Below are 22,462 nucleotides of genomic sequence, written 5' to 3'. Positions count from 1 at the left end.
AAAAATGGCCAATATCGCTATTGGCCCGTCAAAGAGGAATTTCATCGTTATTATTATCCCGACGCTTTCGCTTCGGATCTTCAGATTGTCGCTCAAAGTTGCCGCAACTGCCAAGACCTAATACACAAGATTATACTATTTTTTAGTCCGCTTTCGGGCGTATGCTGATGGCAAATCACGTCTGTAGTAAGAAGGAACGTTATGACACCCGCAGTTAAGTTACTCGAAAAGAATAAGATTCTGTTTAACATTCACACCTACGATCACGATCCGAATGAAACTAACTTTGGCGATGAAGTGGTGCGTAAGCTCGGGCTAAACGCCGATCAGGTGTATAAAACGCTTTTGGTTGCCGTGAATGGCGATATGAAGCAACTGGCCGTCGCCGTGACGCCTGTAGCCGGGCAGCTGGATTTGAAAAAAGTCGCCAAAGCTCTGGGCGCGAAAAAGGTCGATATGGCCGACCCGATGGTAGCGCAACGCACCACGGGATATCTGGTCGGCGGGATCAGTCCGCTGGGACAGAAGAAACGGCTGCCTACGCTGATTGACGCGCCAGCCCGCACGTTTGCCACTATTTATGTTTCCGGTGGTAAACGCGGGCTGGATATTGAACTGGCGGCTGACGATTTGGCCGCCATACTGGGTGCTACATTCGCTGATATCGCGCGTCGGGATTAAGCCTGCGTAAAATACATTGCCGGATAGCGGCGCAAACGCCTTATCCGGCCTACAGCAGACATAATCCGTAGGCCTTAAGGCTGCGCGCCATCAGGCAGAAATGGCTATCCGTACCGCTACAGCCAGCTCACCTCGCCTTTTGGCGTAAACGCCGCCGCATCCAGCGGTGAATTCTGCTGAATAAACTCTTTCAGCACTTCCGCGTCAATAAACCCGGTATTCACGTATCCCGGTTTGTTATCGATGCGCGGATAACCATCGCCGCCCGTGGCGTTGAAACTCAGCGTCGCCATGCGGTAGGTTTTGGCCGGATCAACAGGCTCGCCTTTGATTTTCAGATCGGTGAGCTTGCCCTCTTTGGCGACAAAGCTCACATTGGCGAACTGTGGATAAGCGCCGGAGTCCGGTTTCATCTGCGCTACGGCGGTGAGATAATCAACCACCTCTTTGCCACTCATATCGGCATACACCACAATGTTGCCGAACGGCTGTACCTTGAGCACGCTTTTATAGGTAATATCTCCCGCCTCAATCGAGTCGCGAATACCGCCGCCGCTCATCACGCCAAAATCGGCGCCGGTGCGCGCGATCTGCGCAGCCAGAATCACCCGTCCCATATTGGTCTGGACAAATCTGACCTTACTGCGATCGCCTTCAAGAAGGCCATTCACGCTACCAATTTTCACCTCCAGTTGCGCTTTACCTTTATTCTGGAACGGCGTTAATAACGAGAGCATTTGCGGATTTTCTGCGATTTCCGGCGTGTAAAGTACACGCTCGCTTTTCCCGTTATTCCAGGTCACTTTTTTCTTGAGATTTACCGGAATAAGCTGGTAGTTAACCATTTTCATCTCGCCGTTACGGAATTCGAAATCCGCGCGGCCCACATATTTACCCCACTCATGCGCCTGCACGATCCAGATACCATTTTGCTTATCCGGCGCGCAGGGCGTTCCCGGTACGTAATTCACCTGTTTTTTATTTTCCGACGCCATGCATACCGGGTCTTGTGAGTGACCGCCCACAATCATCGCCAGCGAACCGGCAGGCAGGCTACGCGCCATCTCAACGTCGCCCGGCGCGTTCGAGCCGTGATCGCCGTTGTCATAATGTCCCATATGCGTGGTCGCGATAATCACGTCCGGTTTTTCATTCATATTAAGTTCCTGAATCACCACGTTTGCTTCTTCAGCAGGTTTACGAAACTCAATATCGGTGAAATATTCCGGGTTGCCTATTTTCGCCGTGTCATCGGTGGTTAAGCCAATTACCGCGATTTTTATATCCTGGCGTGTAAAAATAGCCCACGGCTTAAACAGACGCTCGCCGGTACTTTTTTGATAAATATTGGCGGAAAGAAAGGGAAACTTCGCCCACTTTTCCTGCTGGCGCAATACGGTGAGCGGGTTATCAAACTCATGATTACCGACGGCCATAGCGTCGTAGCCAATCAGATTCATCCCGCGGAAATCGGGCTCCGCATCCTGGAGATCGGATTCCGGCACCCCGGTATTAATGTCGCCGCCGGATAACAACAGGACGCTTCCCCCCTCTTGCGCCACCTCTTTACGGATACTGTCCACCAGCGTTTTTTGCGCCGCCAGACCATATTCGCCATATTCGCTGCGCCAGAAGTGACCGTGGTGATCGTTGGTATGCAGGATAGTAATTTTATAGGTTTTATCTTTTTCGTAAGCCTGTGCAGGCTGAGTCGTCAGCGCGAACGCCGCCAGTAACGCCAGCGCCACACCCCGTTTCAAAAATTTCATCTTTCTCTCCCTGACTCAATATCAACCGCAGAAATTACCTTTCCTTGCAATAATAGACAAATATGTTTTCAGAATTGAGACTTCCTTCAAACACATTTCACAGGTATGTTAGGCAAGTAATAATTACACATCCTACTATCTCCAACATCGCATAAAATTTAAGTGACTTTCTATGGCCATGAGTGAACCAACCCAGCCGTTAGCCGGCGCGCCCGCAGCGGCCGCTAAAGCACGTACTTCGTTTGGTATTTTGGGCGCGATCAGTCTTTCCCATCTGCTGAACGATATGATCCAGTCGCTAATCTTAGCCATTTATCCCCTGTTGCAGGCGGAGTTCTCGCTGACCTTCGTCCAGATAGGTTTGATCACCCTGACGTTCCAGCTCGCCTCATCGCTACTGCAACCGGTCGTCGGCTACTGGACGGATAAGTATCCCATGCCGTGGTCGCTGCCTGTCGGCATGTGTTTTACCCTGAGCGGGTTGGTACTGCTGGCAATGGCGGGAAGTTTTGGCGGCGTATTGCTCGCTGCGGCGCTGGTGGGTACCGGCTCGTCCGTTTTTCACCCGGAATCGTCCCGCGTGGCGCGCATGGCCTCCGGCGGACGTCATGGTCTGGCGCAGTCTATCTTCCAGGTCGGCGGTAACTTCGGCAGTTCATTGGGCCCGCTGCTGGCCGCCGTGATTATCGCGCCCTATGGCAAAGGGAATGTCGCCTGGTTTGTGCTGGCCGCGCTGCTGGCGATCGTGGTGCTGGCGCAGATCAGCCGCTGGTATGCCGCCCAGCACCGGATAGCGAAAGGCAAGCCAAAAGCGATAATCGCTAACCCGCTGCCGCGCAATAAAGTCGTGCTGGCGGTCAGCGTATTATTGCTACTCATTTTCTCGAAATATTTCTATATGGCGAGCATCAGTAGCTATTACACCTTTTATCTGATGCAAAAATTCGGATTATCAATACAAAACGCGCAGCTCCATCTGTTTGCCTTCCTGTTTGCGGTGGCTGCCGGGACGGTAATCGGCGGGCCGGTGGGCGATAAAATCGGCAGGAAATATGTGATTTGGGGTTCTATTCTCGGCGTCGCGCCGTTTACCCTTGTTTTACCCTACGCCACGCTGTACTGGACGGGGATTTTAACGGTGATTATCGGCTTTATTCTCGCGTCGGCGTTTTCCGCCATTCTGGTGTATGCCCAGGAGCTGCTGCCAGGACGCATCGGTATGGTTTCCGGCCTGTTTTTCGGGTTTGCCTTCGGAATGGGAGGCCTGGGCGCAGCGGTGTTGGGGCTGATTGCCGACCATACCAGTATCTATTTAGTTTATAAAATCTGTGCTTTCCTGCCGCTTCTGGGGATACTGACCATATTCTTACCTGATAATCGACATAAAGCATGATTTTATGGCGGTTAAAGGTACGCTTTAACCGCCTGTACATCCTGATGCCATCTTGCTTTGTCCATCCCATACTTATCACTTTTACGTTCCGTGCTCTTTTTGCCTTCAGATCGTATCTTTTTATAAAACACAACCATTTTTTATAAACATCCTGATTGAAATTGTCATAAACTATTACCCGGAGTTTTGGAGTCCAGCAACCAAAGGAGACGGAATGCATCACGCTACCCCGCTTATCACCACCATTGTCGGCGGCCTTGTGCTCGCTTTTATTCTCGGCATGATTGCCAACAAATTGCGTATTTCTCCACTGGTGGGATATCTGTTAGCGGGCGTTCTGGCGGGACCTTTTACCCCAGGTTTTGTTGCGGATACCAAACTGGCGCCGGAGCTGGCGGAGCTCGGCGTGATTCTATTGATGTTCGGCGTCGGGCTGCATTTTTCGCTGAAGGATTTGATGGCGGTAAAGTCTATCGCCATCCCCGGCGCTGTCGCTCAGATAGCGGTGGCGACGCTGCTGGGTATGGCGCTTTCCGCCGTGCTGGGATGGTCATTAATGACCGGCATCGTTTTTGGTCTCTGTCTGTCTACCGCCAGTACCGTCGTCCTGCTGCGCGCGCTTGAGGAGCGGCAACTCCTTGATAGCCAGCGCGGACAAATCGCCATCGGCTGGCTGATTGTCGAAGATCTGGTGATGGTGCTGACGCTGGTCTTGCTGCCCGCCGTTGCCGGCATGGTGGAAAAAGGCGATGTCGGCATAGCCTCGCTGGCAGTCGATATGGGGATAACCATTGGTAAAGTGGTGGCGTTTATCGCCATCATGATGCTGGTCGGACGCCGCCTGGTGCCGTGGATTATGGCCCGCAGCGCCGCCACCGGCTCGCGCGAATTATTTACCCTTTCCGTACTGGCGCTGGCGTTAGGCATTGCGTTTGGCGCGGTAGAACTGTTTGACGTCTCTTTTGCGCTGGGCGCGTTCTTCGCTGGAATGGTGCTTAATGAGTCGGAACTGAGTCACCGGGCGGCGCACGATACGTTGCCGCTGCGCGACGCCTTTGCCGTCCTGTTTTTTGTTTCCGTCGGCATGTTGTTCGACCCGTTAGTCTTGATTCAACAGCCGCTGGCGGTGCTGGCGACGCTTGCTATTATCGTCTTTGGCAAATCGATCGCTGCATTTTTCCTGGTGCGTATGTTCGGCCACTCGCCGCGAACCGCGCTGACCATTGCCGCCAGCCTGGCGCAAATCGGCGAGTTCGCCTTTATTCTCGCCGGACTCGGCATGGCGCTCAACCTGCTGCCGCAAGCGGGACAGAACCTGGTGCTGGCAGGCGCTATTTTGTCGATTATGCTTAATCCCGTACTGTTTACCCTGCTGGAGAAATATCTGGCGAAAACCGAAACGCTGGAAGAGCAAACTCTGGAAGAGGCTATCGAAGAAGAGAAGCAAATTCCGGTGGATATCTGTAATCATGCCCTGCTGGTGGGTTTTGGCCGCGTAGGCAGTCTGCTGGGAGAAAAATTACTGGCGGCGGGGATTCCGCTGGTGGTTATCGAAACGTCCCGTACCCGCGTGGATGAGCTGCGCGAACGCGGGATTCGCGCCGTGCTGGGCAACGCCGCTAACGAAGAAATCATGAATCTGGCGCATCTGGACTGCGCCCGCTGGCTGTTGTTGACCATCCCCAACGGTTACGAAGCCGGTGAGATTGTCGCCTCAGCGCGGGAAAAAAGTCCTGATATCGAGATAATCGCCCGCGCGCACTATGATGATGAAGTGAAATATATTACCGAGCGGGGAGCTAATCAGGTAGTGATGGGCGAGCGAGAAATTGCCCGGGCGATGCTGGAACTGCTTGAAACGCCGCCCGCGGGTGAAGTCGTCGCCAGTTAAGGGTTTGCCGGACGGCCCGATGCGCGCAGCGCCATCGGGCAAGCCAGATTAGCGATCCCAGTATGACTCTTCCAGGCTGTCCTCACGCTCCGGCAGCCCGCGTGTCAGACGCGGAGAGTGCTGGTTCAGTACCTGATAACTGACACGGTTAGCATATTTACACACCTGCGCCAGCGACGAATAGGTCAGCCAGGTGAATTTGTGCTTACTGGAGTTCGGTACGTTGCTACGATGGTAACTGTTCGCCGTAATATCGTGCAGCAGCGCCGCCAGCGCACCATCGCCCGCGCCGTTGGTGTTCATGATTTTTTCCGGCCCGCCCATATACGGCGCAATATGCGAATAAACGCGCAGCGGATTAATACAATCTTTATGGCGCATTGCCCGGCTAAATTCATACTGGTTAAATTCAGCAATAGCCCCTGGCAGCAGCGGATGCTGGGTTTTACGTTTTGCTTCCTCTTCGGTGAAGCCCGCCATATATAACCCTATCGGCCCGGCGGTGCATAACACCAGGTCGACCCAGTCCAGCGCCTTATCCGCCGCCAGCAGCGGGTCGTTTTCGCCGGTCAGCGCTTCCGCTTCTTCTTCGTTCATTGCCAGAATCGAGACATTCTCTTTGAGAAACGCCTGCCACCACTGCGGATTATCGGCGATCACAAATTTGGTGCCCAGCGTCATGACAACCGGCACGTTATGCTTTTTCGCGTATTCGATCGCTTTCATCGTCGCGTCAGGCATCGGTTCGCCAGGCTTACAGCGCACCAGATATGAGGTCAACACCAGCGCGGAAGCGCCAGCGATCACCGCTTCCGGAATACTTTCCGCCCGTAACTGATTCATATGGCCGGGGCTGATAGCGAAGGTACGCTCGCCGGATTCGCCAATCAGCGTGAAACAGCGGCCAATCGGGCCATCTACCGCTTGCAGATAATTCAGGTCGGTACGGCTGGAAGTATTACACAGGTAGCGATAAGCGTAGCTGCCAATCTCAATATTGCTGCACATCACGCCCAGTAACACCGAACGGTCATCCGCCAGTACCGAGTAATTATGCATCGTATTGCCTATGGTGCCGCCAGCAAACTGATGGGTGATCAGATTTTCCCGCGTCAGTTCCTGATACAGCTTCTCCGCCACCTCGTCTTCTATCACCAGAGAATGCCCGGCGCTTAATCCATAGCGTGTAATAAAATCGTCATCCACTTTCGCCTCAATATCCACCAACGTCTGGTCGATACCGACGACCCAGGAGGCGTTGGTTTCCTGTTCTGGCTGAATTTGTTGCAACAACGGGTCACGCGCATTGACGGGAAAATAGTGTTTGGATTTACGTTTACCAGGAAATTTCATGATTGTGCTTACGGATGAATAACGGAGCGCTGCATGGTAGCACATTCCCCCTGCTGCGCGCGACGGACGATGGCGTTTCAATATCGGACGACGAGATCGCAGTTTCTCCAGCCGCGTTTTTTACAATGGTTCACTTTCACAAGGAGCGTTTTATGAAGCCGGAAAATAAAATTCCCGTACTCACCCGACTGTCAGACGAAATGAAAGCCGTCGTAAACTTCCAGCAACCAGGCCTTCCCCCCTGGCCTGCCGATGGCGATATTGAGACCCAGCGTCAGTATTATCTTCTTGAGCGCCGTTTCTGGAATGCCGACGCGCCGTCCATGACCACCCGCACCTGCGTCGTCCCTACGCCTTATGGCGATGTAACAACCCGGCTCTACTCGCCGCAGCCGACCAGCCAGGCGACCTTATACTATCTGCACGGCGGCGGATTTATCCTCGGTAACCTGGATACGCATGACCGGATAATGCGTCTGCTGGCGCGTTATACCGGCTGCACCGTGATCGGTATTGATTATTCGCTGTCGCCGCAAGCGCGTTATCCGCAGGCCATTGAAGAAACCGTCGCGGTATGCAGCTACTTCTCTCAACATGCCGATGAATACTCGCTCAACGTAGAGAAAATCGGTTTCGCCGGGGATTCCGCAGGCGCCATGCTGGCGCTTGCCAGCGCGCTCTGGCTACGTGATAAGCACATTCGCTGCGGTAACGTTATCGCGATTCTGTTGTGGTATGGGCTGTATGGGTTGCAGGATTCGGTAAGCCGCCGTCTGTTCGGCGGCGCGTGGGACGGCCTGACGCGTGAAGATCTGGACATGTACGAAAAGGCCTATCTGCGTAACGATGAAGATCGGGAATCGCCCTGGTATTGTCTGTTTAATAACGATCTCACGCGCGATGTGCCGCCCTGCTTTATTGCCAGCGCGGAGTTTGATCCGCTCATTGATGACAGCCGCTTGCTGCACCAGACATTACAGGCGCACCAGCAGCCCTGCGAATACAAAATGTATCCCGGCACGCTGCACGCCTTTCTGCACTATTCGCGAATGATGACAATCGCCGACGATGCCTTGCAGGACGGCGCACGCTTCTTTATGGCGAGGATGAAGACGCCGCGTTAACGGTACGGCGCCGTGAGTTTCAGCATCATATCAATATGTTCCGGCGTCGCGTTCAGCGCCGGAATGTACGCATATTTTTTACCGCCCGCTTCAAGGAAAATCTCGCGATTCTGTTCCGCTATCTCTTCCAGCGTCTCCAGACAATCCGCGGCAAATCCCGGACACATGACCTGAATATGGCCAGTCCCCTTTTCACCCAACATTTTTAGCGTTTCATCGGTGTACGGCGTCAGCCACGGTTCACGGCCAAAGCGCGACTGGAACGTCATCATTACCTTTTCCGGCGGCAGCCCCAATGCGGAAACCAGTTCGCGTGTGGTATCGCGACAGCGCTGCGGGTAGTCATCGCCTTCATCCGCATAACGTTGTGGAATGCCGTGATAGGAGAGCAGAAGCACATCCGGCTCGCCGTGCCTGGCGAACGACTCACGCGCGCTTTTCGCCAGCGCATCGATATAAGCGCCGTCATCCGCGTAATCGCGAATAAATGAGATACCGGGAATACGACGTTTACGCGCCAGTATCCGCCCCAGTTCGTCCCAGACTGCGCCCACCGTTGAGCAAGAGTATTGCGGGTACAACGGCAGCACGACGATATGGTCGACGTCGCTTGCTAACAGTTCATCGACAGCGCTTTCCAGCGAGGGCGAACCGTAGCTCATCCCCAGCGCGACGGGCGTGTCTGGCAACCGCGCGGCCAGCGCCTGTTGCTGTTCGCGGCTATATACCATGAGCGGCGAACCGCCATCCATCCAGATAGATTGATAGAGTTTCGCGACGCGCGGCGAACGCAGCGGTAAAATAACGCCACGCAGCAGCGGCCACCACAGCAGACGAGGAGTATCCACCACGCGTCTGTCGCTTAAAAATTGTTTCAGGTAGCGCTTTACCGCTTCAGGAGTTGGGGCATCTGGCGTGCCAAGGTTAGCCAGCAGGATACCGGTTTTCGTCTGACGCATTGCCGCCTCTTATCTATTCAAATTGTTGATAATTGTAGCGGAAAAGCGATAAAGAAGAACTAATTGCTGCGAGAGGTAAGACGAGAATTTGCCGAATGGCGCTAACGATACCAGCAGGCCGGATAAGGCGTTCAGGCCGTCATCCGGCACCGATTGCCTGATGGCGTTACGCTTATCAGGCTTGCGGGATAATGGCAGGCCTGATAAGCGGTTCACTACGCGAAAAAATTAACCGAGGATTTTTTCCAGCGCTGCGCGCACGTCGGCAACGGCCTGCGTACCGTCAACTTTAGCGTATTTGGTGTTGCCCGCTTCCGCTTCTTTCTGGTAGTAGCCAATCAGCGGCGCGGTCATCTGATGATATTCCACCAGACGTTTGCGAACGGTCTCTTCCTGATCGTCTTTACGGGTGGTCAGCTCTTCGCCGGTGACGTCATCTTTGCCTTCCACTTTCGGCGGATTAAACTTTACGTGGTAAACGCGGCCAGAGGCGGCGTGTACGCGACGACCCACAATACGGTCAACGATCAGTTCGTCCGGTACGTCGAATTCCAGCACGTAATCCACGACAATACCCGCTTCTTTCATCGCGTCAGCCTGCGGGATCGTGCGCGGGAAACCGTCCAGCAGAAAACCGTTACGGCAGTCTTCCTGGGCGATACGCTCTTTAACCAGCGCGATCACCAGCTCATCGGTCACCAGTTTACCGGCGTCCATGATATCTTTCGCCTGTTTGCCCAACTCGGAGCCTGATTTCACTGCGGCGCGCAGCATATCGCCAGTGGAGATTTGCGGAATACCATATTTCTCCATGATGAACTGAGCCTGAGTTCCTTTACCCGCGCCCGGAGCGCCAAGCAGAATAATACGCATTACGAAAATCCCCTCAAAGGTTGTCGATATTTTTTAAAAAGCGCTAAACGATACCACCATCACGCATTTCGCTCAAGGAAGCCGCCTGATGCTGAAACGGTTAACGAAGAGAAATCGAGAAAAGAGAAGGTATTATAAAAAATGCCGGATGGCGCTGGCGCTTATCCGGCCTACAAACAGTACTCGTCCGTAGGCCGGATAAGATGCTTCGCGTCGCTATCCGGCAGTCACAAAACAGTACCCGTCCGTAGGCCGGATAAGATGCTTCGCGTCGCTATCCGGCAATCAGATGAGCGTTATCAGGACACCAGCAACTGGTTCATACGGCGGATAAACTGGTTCGGATCTTCCAGCGTACCGCGTTCAGCGAACAGCGCCTGATCCAGCAGCAGCTCGACCCACTCTTTAAACTGCGCTTCATCCTCGGTATCGGCAGTGCGTTTAACCAGCACATGATCCGGGTTGAGCTCAAAGATGTATTTCACTTCCGGCACGGACTGACCGGCCGCGGCGAACAGTTTCGCCATCTGGGTGCTCATTTCATCCGCATCGGTGGTGACAATCGCCGGCGTGTCGGTTAAACGATGCGTCAGACGCACCTCTTTCACGCGATCGCCCAGCAGGGTTTTGACACGCTCCACGAACGGCTCAAGCGCCTTTTCCGCTTCTTTCGCGTTTTCGTCGACTTCATCCGCCAGTTTTTCGATGGACTCATCGGCTTTAGCGACCGACTGGAATGCTTTACCGTCAAACTCGGTCAGGTAGTTCATCATCCACTCGTCGATGCGATCGGAGAGCAGCAGCACTTCGATGCCTTTCTTACGCAGCAGCTCCAGGTGCGGGCTGTTTTTCGCCGCCGCATAGCTGTCTGCGGTGATGTAGTAGATTTTTTCCTGCCCTTCTTTCATCCGGGAGACGTAATCTTCCAGCGACACGGTCTGGGCGGAAGAGTCGGTATGGGTGGAGGCAAAGCGCAACAGTTTAGCGATCGCTTCCTGGTTGGCGTGATCTTCCGCCGGGCCTTCTTTCAGCACCAGACCGAACTGTTTCCAGAAGGTTTGGTATTTTTCCGCGTCGTCTTTCGCCAGTTTTTCCAGCATTTGCAGAACGCGTTTGGTTAGGGCGCTGCGCAGATTACGCGTTACCGTGCTGTCCTGCAGGATTTCACGGGAGACGTTCAACGGCAGGTCATTAGAATCAATCAGGCCGCGCACGAAACGCAGATAGTTCGGCATGAACTGCTCGGCATCGTCCATAATGAACACGCGCTGTACGTACAGCTTCAGACCATGTTTGTGATCGCGGTTCCACAGATCCCACGGCGCCTGCGACGGGATATATAGCAGGCTGGTGTACTCCTGCTTACCTTCCACGCGGTTGTGGCTCCAGGTCAGCGGATCGGTGAAATCATGCGCGATGTGCTTGTAAAACTCGTTGTACTCGTCGTCTTTAATTTCCGACTTGTTACGGGTCCACAACGCCTGGGCCTTGTTGATTTTCTCCCAGGAAATCACGGTTTCGCCGTCTTTTTCTTCCCGTTTTTCAATCTCTACCGGCAATGCGATGTGATCGGAATATTTACTGATAATCGAGCGTACGCGCCAGTCATCGAGGAATTCATCTTCGCCTTCACGCAGGTGTAAGGTGATTTCCGTACCACGGTCATTTTTGGTGATATCGGCAACGGTGTATTCGCCTTCGCCTGCCGATTCCCAGAACACGCCATTTTCCGGCTTGTCGCCTGCCGCACGGGTACGTACGGTCACTTTATCGGCCACAATAAACGCGGAGTAGAAGCCTACGCCAAACTGACCAATGAGCTGGCTATCTTTCGCCTGATCGGACCCCATTGATTCGAGGAAAGATTTGGTGCCGGACTTGGCAATGGTGCCTAAGTGGTCAATCACCTCATCACGATTCATCCCCACGCCGTTATCGGCAATGGTCAACGTACGCTTATCTTTATCGAAAGAGACGCGCACACGCAGCTCGCCATCTCCTTCATACAGGTCCGGGTTTGACAGAGCGCGGAAACGCAGCTTGTCCGCCGCATCTGAGGCGTTAGAGATGAGTTCACGCAGGAAGATTTCTTTATTGGAATAAAGAGAATGGATCATCAGGTGCAGAAGTTGTTTAACTTCTGACTGAAAACCACGCGTTTCTTGTCCTTTCATGTGGATAGACCTCAACAATGCCATTTTTAATGGTAAAAATACGTTGAGGGTGAGATGGGGACAAGCGGGTGTGATTTCAAGCGGAGGCCGCGAATGCCGCCTCCGTTTGTTCAGAAAATAATCTTATGGCGTCCCGCCAGCGAGTGGGACAGCGTCGTACCGTCGACCATCTCCAGTTCGCCGCCAACCGGCACGCCGTGGGCGATACGACTGGCTTCGACGCCGGCCTCCGCGCACAGCTCGGCAATATAGTTCGCGGTAGCCTCCCCTTCAACCGTCGGGTTGGTCGCGAGGATCAGCTCACTGATTTTTTCTGACGCCAGCCGCTGTTCCAGACGATCGAGACCGATATCATCCGGCCCGATGCCGTCCAGCGGCGACAGGTGGCCCATCAGCACGAAATACCGCCCGGAAAATTGCCCGGTCTGCTCAATGGCGTAGATATCCGCAGGACTCTCCACCACGCAAATCTGGCCGTTTTCCTGACGCCGCGGGTTCGAACAGATATTACAAACATCCTGCTCGGTAAAGGTGCGGCAGTCGGCGCAGTGGCCGATTTCCGACATCGCCCGGGTCAGCGCCTGCGCCAGGCGCATTCCGCCGCTGCGATCGCGCTGCAACAGGGTAAACGCCATCCGCTGCGCCGACTTAGGGCCGACGCCCGGAAGGCAGCGCAACGCTTCCATAAGCTGAGTTAACAGCGGACTGGTTTGCATCAGAATGGCATCTTAAAGCCTGGCGGCAGTTGCATACCGGAAGAGACGGAAGCCATCTTCTCTTTTTGCGTCTCTTCAATGCGGCGCGCCGCATCGTTGAAGGCCGCAGCGACCAGATCTTCCAGCATCTCTTTGTCATCTTCCAGCAGGCTTGGGTCAATTTCCACGCGGCGGCAGTTATGCGCGCCGTTGATGGTAACCTTCACCAGACCCGCGCCGGATTCGCCGGTCACTTCCAGCTGCGCAATCTCTTCCTGCATTTTCTGCATTTTTTCCTGCATCTGCTGGGCCTGTTTCATCAGATTGCCCAGACCGCCTTTTCCAAACATAAGCTCTCTCTCTTGATGGTTCACAATCGCAAGCCAGGCTTACGATCAAATGGGGCGGATACTCTCTTCATCCAGCTCGGCGTCGAAGAATCGACGCAGCGTCTGAATGTTATTATCCGCGATAATTGACTCACGCGCTTGCGCGAGTTTCTCTTCATAAATAGCCTGACGCCATTCCAGCGGCGTACGCACCGCGGGATTATCATCTTCAACGATGGTCAGTTCAACCGTCTCTCCCGTCAGATCGCTGAGCGCTTGCGCCAGCTTTTGCTGCGCGCCGCTGGAATTGAGGTGCCGCTGCGTCGAGCGCAGATGCAGACAAACCGCGTTGCCGTTCTGCTCCTTCCAGGCATTGAGCGCCACCTGCTCCACCAGCTTAGGCAAAGAAAGCTGGCTTACCTGCGCCGCCCACGGATCGCGCTCAATCGCTTCCGCCGCCAGTTTAGCCGCCAGCTCCGGCGTTTTTTCATGCTCCAGAGCTTTCTTAAGCGCTTTTGGCGTAGCCACCACTTCTTTGGTTTGTACTACCGGCGTGGTGGCCTTCCAGCGATAAGCCTCTTTCTTTACTGGCGCCGTTTCCAGCGCAGACGGCGCCGGGCGCGCCTGTACGCGCTCCGAAACCGAGGCCAGCCGCTCCAGCGCAGAGTTATTCACCGGCCGCGCGCGGGATGCGGCTGCCGGTTCACTCTTTTTTGTTTTGGTTACTCCCTGCGCGCGCTGTAGCTGATTGCGCGCCGCCAGCACCTGACTGGTAGACGCCGGCAGCGGTGCTGGCGATGTCTGCGGCGCGGGCGCCGACTGCTGCTGCACCTGTGGCGGCGTCATTACCGCCGTTGGGGCCATGGGCGCAAAAGACTGCCGCGGCGTTTCAGGCTCCGGCAAGGGCATACGCGGGTGAAACGCCAGCGCACGCAGTAACGTCATTTCAACGCCCATCCGCCGGTCCGGCGCCCAGGGCAATTCTTTGCGACCAATCAACAACGTCTGATAGTAGAGCTGAAGATCGCCGGGAGGCACCGTCCGGGCAAGTTCGCGCATCCGTTGCTCGATAGCCGCCATATCGCTGCCTAACGCGGCAGGCGAAAGTTGCACCATCGCAATACGGTGCAGCAGGCTAAGCATTTCGACCAGCAGCGCTTCCCATTCAATACCGCGCGCCGCCGCCTCGTTGATAAGCGACATGACGCGTTCGCCGTTAGCGTCAACCACTGCCTCGACTAATGACAAAGCCTGGTCGTCGTCCAGCGTACCGAGCATGGCGCTTACCGCCTGCGTCGAAACCTGCCCGTCGCCGCTGGCGATCGCCTGGTCAGTCAGACTTAATGCATCGCGCAGGCTGCCGTCAGCCGCACGTGATAACAACTGCAACGCGCGGGGTTCGTGAGCGATATGTTCCTCATTGAGAATATGCTCAAGCTGATGGCGAATCTGTTCAACATCCAGAGCTTTGAGATGAAACTGTAGGCAGCGCGACAAAATGGTCACCGGCAGCTTCTGCGGATCGGTGGTCGCCAGTAAAAATTTCACATGCGCTGGCGGCTCTTCAAGCGTTTTAAGTAACGCATTAAAGCTGTGGCGCGACAGCATGTGGACTTCATCGATCAGATAGACTTTAAAGCGACCGCGCGCAGGCGCGTACTGGACGTTATCCAGCAGGTCGCGGGTGTCTTCGACTTTGGTACGCGATGCGGCGTCAATCTCAATGAGATCGACAAAACGCCCCTGCTCAATTTCCCGACAGTTATCACAAACGCCGCACGGCGTCGCGGTAATACCGGTTTCGCAGTTCAGCCCCTTCGCCAGCAGCCGGGCGATAGAGGTTTTACCGACGCCGCGCGTGCCGGAAAAAAGATATGCGTGATGAATGCGCCCTAACGACAAGCCGTTCGCCAGTGCGGTCAGCACATGTTCCTGGCCGACGACGTCAGCAAAGGTTTGTGGGCGCCATTTTCTGGCTAAGACCTGATAACTCATTGGCAGGCTCTGAAACGCTGGAAGGTGGATTCATAGAAGGGTAATGCTAACACAACCTCGCCGATACAGCGAGGTTGTCTCTCTGGCTAAAATAGCAGTGCGGATAGCCTGAATCAATGCCCTGGAAACGGCACCAGGCTATAACAGGTAATCCCCTGCTTTTCCAGACGCTGCTCGCCGCCCAGATCGAACAAATTGATGATGAACGCCGCATCGGTGACTTTCCCGCCCAGACGACGGATCAGCTTCACGGTCGCCTCAATGGTGCCGCCAGTCGCCAGCAGATCATCCACGACCAGCACGTTGTCGCCAGGTTTAATCGCGTCGACATGGATTTCCAGCTGATCGGTGCCGTACTCTAATTCATAGGTCTCGGCAATAGTTTCACGCGGTAATTTGCGCGGTTTACGTACCGGAACAAAACCAACGCCCAGCCCAAGCGCAACCGGCGCGCCAAACAGGAAGCCACGCGCTTCGGTGCCGACCACTTTGGTGATACCCGCATTTTTATAACGCTCAACCAACAGTTCAATACTGAGCGCGTAGGCTTTCGGGTCTTCCAGTAAGCTGGTGACATCACGGAAAAGAATGCCCGGTTTCGGGTAATCCTGAATGCTTTTGATGCTGTTTTTGAGAAACTCAAGCTGCTGTGCAGTCGCGGTCATGGATATATGCCTGCTAAGTACGGTGTTACTCACGGCGCAATACTTTTCAGTCAGGGGTAACGCTCGGTTACTCTTTGACCGCCTGCGCCTGTGCTCGAAAACGGTCGAATTTACTGGCTGTGAACGACAATTGCAACAGCGATTCGTGTGCTTCAGCGCTTTTGTTGCTTTTCATCAATCACCGGTATCCGCCACATAAAAATCAGCAGGCAGGCCAAAATAACCAATAGCAGCACCCGCACCCACATCATATTCACCAGCCACAGCGAGATACCAAAGGTCAGCAATATCAACGCGATCGCTCGCGGTTTCGCTCCCGGCGGCATGGCCCGATAGCGCTGCCAGTGGCGCAGATAACCGCCAAACCATGAACGGTATAACAACCAGGCATGGAAACGCGGCGACGAGCGGGCGAAACACCAGGCCGCCAGTAAAATGAACGGCGTAGTCGGCAACAGGGGCAAAACCACGCCCAATGTCCCTAATACTACCGCCAGCCAGCCAATGATGATTAAAATAGTACGTTGCATAATGCGAATCGTTATCAAACAGAAGGCTACTGTAGCACAGCCTGTCTTATTTTCATCGGGGTGTTGAATTGAAAACCGCTATGCTGTTACAGACGCTGGAAGAGAGGCTGGCGACGCTACGCCAACGCTGCGCGCCGCTGGCGCAACATGCGACGTTAAGCGCGCGCTTTGACCGACACCTTTTCCGTACCCGCAGTACTCTGTTGCAGGGATATCTGGAAGAGGCAGGCGCCAATCTCGTCGCGTTGCGTCAGGCGGTAAAACATGAGCAACTGCCGCAAGTCGCCTGGCTGGCGGAACATCTGGCTTCGCAACTGGAGGCGATATCGCGTGAAACCGCCGCCTGGTCGCTGCACCAGTGGGACACCGCCGCGCCAGGACTTGGCCGTTGGCAGCGCAGACGAATACAGCATCAGGAGTTTGAACGTCGACTACTGGCGATGACACAGGAGCGCAAAATTCGTCTGGCGCAGGCGACTGGCCTTGTCGAACAACAAACGCTGCAAAAAGAAGTCGAGATCTATGAAGGAAGGCTGGCGCGCTGCCGACATGCGCTGGAGAAAATAGAAAACGTACTGGCGCGTTTAACCCGTTAATCCTGGAGAAAGTATGTCGCTTGAAAATGCCCCTGATGAAGTCAAACTGGCCGTGGATTTAATTGTGCTGCTTGAAGAGAATCGCTTACCGGCACGAACGGTGCTACGCGCGCTGGAAATAGTTATGCGTGATTATGAAAACAAGTTAAAAAGTACGGAAGACGACTCGCAAACAGAGTAATTGCCCCCTGGTTTGTCCTCGTTGTCGCTGACAGAGTGGTCGCTACAGTCAGGCAACAAGGGACGGGTCATGGAACGTCTACCCACCACGCCGCACGATGCGGTATTTCGACAAATGCTGATGCAAAAAGAGGTCGCCCGCGACTTTCTGGCTATCCACTTGCCAGAAGACTTTCTTGCAATCTGCGATCTGGATTCACTGAAGCTGGAGTCGGGGAGTTTTGTTGAAGACAATTTACGCAGCCGCTATTCAGATATTCTCTACTCTCTGCATACCCAACACGGCCCCGGATATGTTTACGCGCTCATTGAACATCAGAGTAAATCAGACCGGCTGATGGCTTTTCGCCTGATGCGTTACGCCATTGCCGCCATGCAGCGTCATCTGGATGCCGGTCATGACACCTTGCCGCTGGTGGTGCCAATCCTCTTTTATCACGGTCCGGAAAGCCCGTGGCCCTATAGCCTTAACTGGCATAATATGTTTGTGAAACCGGATATGGCGAAGGCCTTATACAGCCGCGAATTTGCGCTGGTCGACCTGACGACAATGCCGGATAATCAGCTTTTGCAGCATCGGCGGATAGCGATGTTAGAGCTCCTGCAAAAACATATTCGTCAACGCGATTTAAGCGAACTGCTCGACCCCCTTATCACGCTTTTAACGCAGGAGCATTTGACGGACGCGCAGCTCAGTGTGCTGATCAACTATATGTTGAAAGCAGGAAACGCCGCAGAACCCGGGGCGCTAATTCGTCAACTGGCGCAGGGCGCGCCGCAGTATAAGGAACAACTGATGACAATAGCGGAATGGCTGGAAGAAAAAGGCCGAACGGAAGGGTTGCAAAAGGGCCTGCAAAAAGGCCTTGAGCAAGGGTTAGCACAAGGCCGAGAGGCCGAAGCGCGCGCTATTGCCCGCAAAATGCTTGCCAACGGGCTGGAACCCGGGCTCATCGCCAGCGTCACCGGCATTACGCCGGAAGAGCTTTCTACGCTTTCGCATTAGCGGCGCCGCGCGCACTCATAAAGCGCGCGGCCCACCGCCTTTTAGCTTGCCGCCGGCGCCAGATCGCCGCCGTTGAGATCGCGCTTCACTTCAGTGACTTCGTCACCCTTCGCGTTATGCAGATGCACCTCAAGCTGGTTAAAGGCGATATTGATATCATTTTCACGGCATAGTCGATCGATCGCGCGGTTCAGTTCATCCACCGTATGGCTACGATCGCGCAATTCACGCACGTACAGACGCAGTTCATGATCCAGAGTGCTGGCGCCAAAGGTGGTGAAGAATACGGCAGGTTCCGGATCGTGCATCACCTTCGGATGCTCCATCGCCGCCTGTAGCAGGACTCTTTTCACTTTCTCCAGATCCGAGCCATAGGCCACGCCAAGCCGGATCACCAGACGAGTCGTGGTATCGGAGAGGGACCAGTTAATCAGCCGCTCCGTTACGAACGCTTTGTTCGGAATGATCACTTCTTTACGATCAAAATCGGTAATAGTGGTGGCGCGAATACGAATCTTACTGACCGTACCGGAATAGGTGCCGATCGTTACCGTATCGCCAATGCGTACCGGACGTTCGAAGAGGATGATTAAGCCCGAGACAAAGTTACCGAAGATCTCCTGTAGCCCAAAGCCGAGACCCACCGACAACGCCGCCGCCAGCCACTGGAGTTTATCCCACGAGACGCCGAGCGATCCGAATACTGTCATCGCGCCAACAGCGATAATGACGTAGTTAAGGATCGTGGTGATCGCATACGAAGCCCCCTGGCGCATATTCAGACGTGAAAGCACCAGCACTTCCAACAGGCCGGGTAAGTTGCGGATGAGCGCCCAGGCCACCATCGCGGCAATAATGGCGAATAGCAAGCTGCCCATCGTCACGCTTTTCACCACCGCAGCGCCAGCTTCTGTGCCGTTGTAGTGCCACAGCGTGATGCTATCAAGGTAGCTGAATACGGTGATCAAATCGGACCAAATCGCCCAGAACATAACGCCGAACAGGGCAAGCATTAGCAGCATCGTGATACGTAATGTTTGCTGGTTAATCTGCTCCAACGCGATGGTGGGTTCTTCCTGTGGCTCCGCGCCTTCCGCTCCCTCTTTTACCAGGTTCTGACGACGAGCCAGCGCGCGTCGCCAGGCAATCCGGCGCGCCGCTACGCTTAACCCGCGCAGCACCGTTTGATAAAGCAGGTTCCAGATAATGACCAGATAGACGGTTTCAATCCAGCGCCCCGCCAGGCGCAGGGTGGTATAGAAATAGCCGGTCGCCGTTAATACCATTAACGCCACCGGAATGATGGAAAGAATCGTCACGGTCACCAGTCGAATGCCGTGAGATTCTTTATCGCGCCAGCTTTCCCGGCACAGTGGCCACACCAGCAATGTTATGACCAGCAGATTGAGGAAAATAACCGCCTGCCCCAGCACGTCATCCATCAGATTCAGCGGCGACAACTCCGCCACCACAGACCAAAAGTGCAGCGGCAGCAATGCGAGGCTAATGCGTACAATCTGGCGACGCCAGTGGCTGGTCAACTGCGCCGGCATACCAAAATGGCGTATCGCCACGCCCTCTTTTTCCAGCACCTTCCAGCACAGCCCAAAGACCAGCCAGAACATCGCGAGCTTTTTACTAAAGGCCCAGAGCAGATCGCTGATATTTAGCTGCATGGTCAGCAGGATCAGTCCAAGCGCGAGGATAATCAGACACACCGGCAGCGCGCGGATCAGATCGATCAGAATAGCTTTTGGCGTATTGAGCTGACTATCGTTACGCAGCGATCCCACGGCGGCGGCCAGCTTCTGTTGATACGCTTTTAACCATTTCAGACGCCAGCGGATTAAACCGGCGATGAGCAAGAGCGGCAACCCGGCCAAAAAAGCAATAAATACCGCGGGCCAGGCTTTTTGCCAGTTCACCGTGATTTTCATGGCGCTGAATTGCTCTTTTAACGTTTGGGGGAACGCTTTAAGCCAGTCCCAGTCCATAGGGCGGTTACTGTTCACCCAAAAAATCTGCTGCGTCAGAATGGCTTTCAGATTTTTCGAGACGCTCATCAACTGCTGCTGGTTAACTTGCAGGTTAATCGCCATCATCAGCTGGTTACCCAACTGTTTATTTAGCTGATCCAATAGCTCACGGCGCATCTCCACCACCTGAAGCAACGCATCATGAACTTCATCATTTACCTCGCTGGTATGCCCCTCCTCCAGCTTGTCGACAAAGGCATCGCTTTGGAATAAGGCATCACGCTGCTGGTTGATTTCAAACTGCTCCAGACGCAAATCCGCAATGCGGTTGGTCATATCTTCGAGTTCGTCGGCGGAGGGCAGAGTTTGCTGCTGTTGATAAAGAATACGCGACAGCAACAGGCTGCCTTTTAAGACGGCAATCTGTTCTTTGATATTTCTTTCCGACTGCAGCGCGCGATCGAGCCAGTTTTTTACTTTAATGTTTTGCTGCATCAACATATTGCCGTTTTCGGTCGCGACAATCAGACGCTGGCTGAGTTGATGGTTAATATCCAGTTCCTGTTTTACCAGCGGGTTCGCCTGGATACGCGCCGTTTCGTCCGGCGAAATGGCCTCCTGGGCCGTTTTTTCCGTTAGCGTAAGTCGTTTGCTGTTGACCGCCTCCTGTAAAAGTTGAAGCTGATGTTCAAGGCGATTACTGTTGGCCGTCACGTAATCTCGCTGTTTTTGCAGGGTGTCCTGCAAAACGGTATTCCCTTCAAGACTCTTACGTTGCTGGTCGATCTGTGCATTAAGCAGCGCCTGTTGTGCCTGTAATAACACCTGTTGGCTGGGACGAAGCGCGGCTTCCCCGACGTTATTGCCGTCCAGACGGTTACGGATTTGCTGTATTTGCTGCGAGGCGGTATACATGGCGTTTTGCACGCGCTCAGGCTGGGTCTGTAGCGAAACAAGCTGGCTGTTATAAGCGGCAAGATCGTTTTGCGAATTTTGCAAATCATCCAGTACCTGCGCCACACGCAGCTCAAGCTGACGTAACGAAAGCGCACTCAGCGTTTTTCGCATTTCATCATCATTATCGACATCGCTCAGCGCATTCAACGCAGCCGTCGCCTGGCGCATTTTTTCAGGCGCCTGCGCCACCTTCTGCCGTAGCTGTACGGTCTCCTCTTTCACCCGCTCGATTTTCTCCAGCGTAGCTAACGTATCAATAAGGTCTTGCTGGACGAGCTTATCCTGGGCGGAGAGATCTTTTTGCTTATTCAGCGTATCCAGCTGGTTTTGCACATCCGCTTTTGACGGCAGGTCGCCATTCGTTTGCCCCCGGGCAAATGCCAGAGACTGACAGGACAGCAGGATAATAAGGACGCTAATTGTAATAAAAACAAAATGCTGTGAACGTTTATAAAGCTGCAACATAGTCATGAGAATGAAGTGTCTGAACCGGCAAGCAGACCGGAAATAATTGAGTCGCAAGAATATCACGCCTGTAACAAACAGAATAGCGACACAGAAAATGTCCAGGAGTTTTCCTGGAATATTATCAGGGGGAGCCGTTGACCGTCGACGCGCGCAGCGTCGGACACAATTGATACATCTCCAGCAGGATCGTGACGTAGGCGCGAGCTTCTTTTTTTAAATCAAACGATTGCGGAGCAAATAACCAGTTTTCCATGAGCCCTGAAATAAAGCTGCGCATCAGTATCGCCGCACGACGGGTCAGCAGATTTTCAGGCAGCATTTTAGCATTAATACAATGTTTTAACGTTTGTTCAATCCGATCGTAACTTTCCAGACAAAGGCTACGCTGCGCCTGTTGAACCACAACCATTTCTCCGACAAACTCACATTTATGGAATATAATCTCCATCAATAAGCGGCGTCGTTCTTCTGTTACAGTAGCTTCAAGAATATGAACTAAAATTTCTCTTAATACAGATAGTGGATCGTCGGGGAATTTTGCCTGATACTCAATCTCAAGCTCACCAATATTGGATTCTGATAGCTCCCAGATCTCACTGAATAAATCCGACTTATTTTTGAAATGCCAATAGATTGCGCCGCGCGTCACGCCAGCAGCGTTCGCAATCTCCGCCAGCGAGGTTGCTGATACGCCTTGCTGCGAGAACAAACGCAGGGCCACATCCAGGATGTGTTGTCGTGTCTCCAGCGCTTGTTGTTTGGTTTTTCGTGCCATATGTCGGTGAATTTACAGGCGTTAGATTTACATACATTTATGGATGTATGTACCATAGCACGACGATAATATA

19 protein-coding genes and 1 other annotated feature are annotated in these 22,462 nt (G+C 53.9%); of the genes, 7 read left to right on the top strand and 12 right to left on the bottom strand.

Annotation, left to right across the window (positions count from 1 at the left end; translation table 11 throughout):
• Positions 1 to 201: 201 nt before the first annotated feature.
• Positions 202 to 681, top strand: coding sequence for a Cys-tRNA(Pro)/Cys-tRNA(Cys) deacylase YbaK (gene ybaK / locus ACLD3P_RS03730; RefSeq protein WP_131046240.1), 480 nt, complete (start codon positions 202 to 204; stop codon positions 679 to 681).
• Between the two features lie 116 nt (positions 682 to 797).
• Here the strand turns inward: ybaK and ushA are convergent, their stop codons facing one another.
• Positions 798 to 2,450: a bifunctional UDP-sugar hydrolase/5'-nucleotidase UshA gene (gene ushA, locus ACLD3P_RS03725; RefSeq protein WP_001642907.1), complete on the bottom strand. Its 1,653-nt coding sequence runs from the start codon at positions 2,448 to 2,450 to the stop codon at positions 798 to 800.
• Between the two features lie 172 nt (positions 2,451 to 2,622).
• Here ushA and ACLD3P_RS03720 point away from each other — a divergent pair, with 172 nt between their 5' ends.
• Both ACLD3P_RS03720 and ybaL read left to right on the top strand, forming a co-directional pair.
• Positions 2,623 to 3,843, top strand: a complete 1,221-nt coding sequence (locus ACLD3P_RS03720) for an MFS transporter (RefSeq protein ID WP_001251593.1) — start codon at positions 2,623 to 2,625, stop codon at positions 3,841 to 3,843.
• Between the two features lie 214 nt (positions 3,844 to 4,057).
• Positions 4,058 to 5,734, top strand: a complete 1,677-nt coding sequence (gene ybaL, locus ACLD3P_RS03715; RefSeq protein WP_000546202.1) for a YbaL family putative K(+) efflux transporter — start codon at positions 4,058 to 4,060, stop codon at positions 5,732 to 5,734.
• A 48-nt stretch (positions 5,735 to 5,782) separates the two neighbouring features.
• Here ybaL and gsk read toward each other — a convergent pair whose 3' ends face one another.
• Positions 5,783 to 7,087 (bottom strand): inosine/guanosine kinase, encoded by a 1,305-nt coding sequence (gene gsk / locus ACLD3P_RS03710; protein WP_000671592.1) that lies wholly within the window; start codon positions 7,085 to 7,087, stop codon positions 5,783 to 5,785.
• A gap of 152 nt (positions 7,088 to 7,239) precedes the next feature.
• On the opposite strand from gsk, the gene aes reads away from it, so the two are divergent.
• Positions 7,240 to 8,211 carry an acetyl esterase gene (gene aes, locus ACLD3P_RS03705; RefSeq protein WP_001748996.1) on the top strand — a complete coding sequence of 324 codons (972 nt, stop codon included), beginning with the start codon at positions 7,240 to 7,242 and terminating at the stop codon, positions 8,209 to 8,211.
• Here aes and hemH read toward each other — a convergent pair.
• The 8 genes from hemH to ACLD3P_RS03665 form a co-directional block, all read right to left on the bottom strand.
• Entirely contained in the window at positions 8,208 to 9,170 is a 963-nt protein-coding gene (gene hemH, locus ACLD3P_RS03700; protein ID WP_001250078.1) for a ferrochelatase, read from the bottom strand. The genes aes and hemH overlap by 4 nt on opposite strands.
• Positions 9,171 to 9,398: 228 nt before the next feature.
• Positions 9,399 to 10,043 (bottom strand): adenylate kinase, encoded by a 645-nt coding sequence (adk, locus tag ACLD3P_RS03695; RefSeq protein ID WP_001529019.1) that lies wholly within the window; start codon positions 10,041 to 10,043, stop codon positions 9,399 to 9,401.
• Between the two features lie 299 nt (positions 10,044 to 10,342).
• Complete coding sequence (htpG, locus tag ACLD3P_RS03690; RefSeq protein WP_001523272.1) at positions 10,343 to 12,217, bottom strand: molecular chaperone HtpG; 1,875 nt, start codon at positions 12,215 to 12,217, stop codon at positions 10,343 to 10,345.
• Between the two features lie 110 nt (positions 12,218 to 12,327).
• Positions 12,328 to 12,933 (bottom strand): recombination mediator RecR, encoded by a 606-nt coding sequence (recR, locus tag ACLD3P_RS03685; RefSeq protein WP_001195023.1) that lies wholly within the window; start codon positions 12,931 to 12,933, stop codon positions 12,328 to 12,330.
• Positions 12,933 to 13,262 carry a YbaB/EbfC family nucleoid-associated protein gene (locus ACLD3P_RS03680; RefSeq protein ID WP_000467098.1) on the bottom strand — a complete coding sequence of 110 codons (330 nt, stop codon included), beginning with the start codon at positions 13,260 to 13,262 and terminating at the stop codon, positions 12,933 to 12,935. Before ACLD3P_RS03680 ends, recR begins: the two co-directional genes overlap by 1 nt.
• Positions 13,263 to 13,307: 45 nt before the next feature.
• Positions 13,308 to 15,236 (bottom strand): DNA polymerase III subunit gamma/tau, encoded by a 1,929-nt coding sequence (gene dnaX / locus ACLD3P_RS03675; protein ID WP_411006325.1) that lies wholly within the window; start codon positions 15,234 to 15,236, stop codon positions 13,308 to 13,310.
• Positions 13,911 to 13,975, bottom strand: a sequence feature (DnaX frameshifting element). (Overlaps the previous gene by 65 nt.)
• 113 nt (positions 15,237 to 15,349) lie before the next feature.
• Positions 15,350 to 15,901 carry an adenine phosphoribosyltransferase gene (apt, locus tag ACLD3P_RS03670; RefSeq protein WP_000127350.1) on the bottom strand — a complete coding sequence of 184 codons (552 nt, stop codon included), beginning with the start codon at positions 15,899 to 15,901 and terminating at the stop codon, positions 15,350 to 15,352.
• A 152-nt stretch (positions 15,902 to 16,053) separates the two neighbouring features.
• On the bottom strand, positions 16,054 to 16,431 hold the full coding sequence (locus ACLD3P_RS03665; RefSeq protein ID WP_001189860.1) for a DUF454 family protein: 378 nt from the start codon (positions 16,429 to 16,431) through the stop codon (positions 16,054 to 16,056).
• Between the two features lie 68 nt (positions 16,432 to 16,499).
• Here ACLD3P_RS03665 and priC point away from each other — a divergent pair, with 68 nt between their 5' ends.
• The 3 genes from priC to ACLD3P_RS03650 all read left to right on the top strand — a co-directional run bounded on the left by priC (position 16,500) and on the right by ACLD3P_RS03650 (position 18,213).
• Positions 16,500 to 17,027 carry a primosomal replication protein N'' gene (gene priC, locus ACLD3P_RS03660; RefSeq protein WP_411006324.1) on the top strand — a complete coding sequence of 176 codons (528 nt, stop codon included), beginning with the start codon at positions 16,500 to 16,502 and terminating at the stop codon, positions 17,025 to 17,027.
• Positions 17,028 to 17,040: 13 nt separating this feature from the next.
• On the top strand, positions 17,041 to 17,208 hold the full coding sequence (rsmS, locus tag ACLD3P_RS03655; protein WP_000051161.1) for a pleiotropic regulatory protein RsmS: 168 nt from the start codon (positions 17,041 to 17,043) through the stop codon (positions 17,206 to 17,208).
• 69 nt (positions 17,209 to 17,277) lie between these two features.
• Entirely contained in the window at positions 17,278 to 18,213 is a 936-nt protein-coding gene (locus ACLD3P_RS03650) for an Rpn family recombination-promoting nuclease/putative transposase (protein ID WP_411006323.1), read from the top strand.
• Between the two features lie 41 nt (positions 18,214 to 18,254).
• Here ACLD3P_RS03650 and mscK read toward each other — a convergent pair whose 3' ends face one another.
• Together mscK and acrR are read right to left on the bottom strand one after the other, a co-directional pair.
• Positions 18,255 to 21,617, bottom strand: a complete 3,363-nt coding sequence (gene mscK / locus ACLD3P_RS03645; protein WP_094915063.1) for a mechanosensitive channel MscK — start codon at positions 21,615 to 21,617, stop codon at positions 18,255 to 18,257.
• 118 nt (positions 21,618 to 21,735) lie between these two features.
• Positions 21,736 to 22,389, bottom strand: a complete 654-nt coding sequence (gene acrR, locus ACLD3P_RS03640; protein WP_000101755.1) for a multidrug efflux transporter transcriptional repressor AcrR — start codon at positions 22,387 to 22,389, stop codon at positions 21,736 to 21,738.
• Positions 22,390 to 22,462 lie beyond the last annotated feature (73 nt).

Source organism: Salmonella sp. 741265073_HBA (assembly GCF_046569105.1).
GTDB classification, from domain to species: Bacteria; Pseudomonadota; Gammaproteobacteria; order Enterobacterales; family Enterobacteriaceae; genus Salmonella; species Salmonella enterica.
Note: the sequence above shows the minus strand (reverse complement) of the source record. Positions and strands in the feature narration are given on the sequence as shown.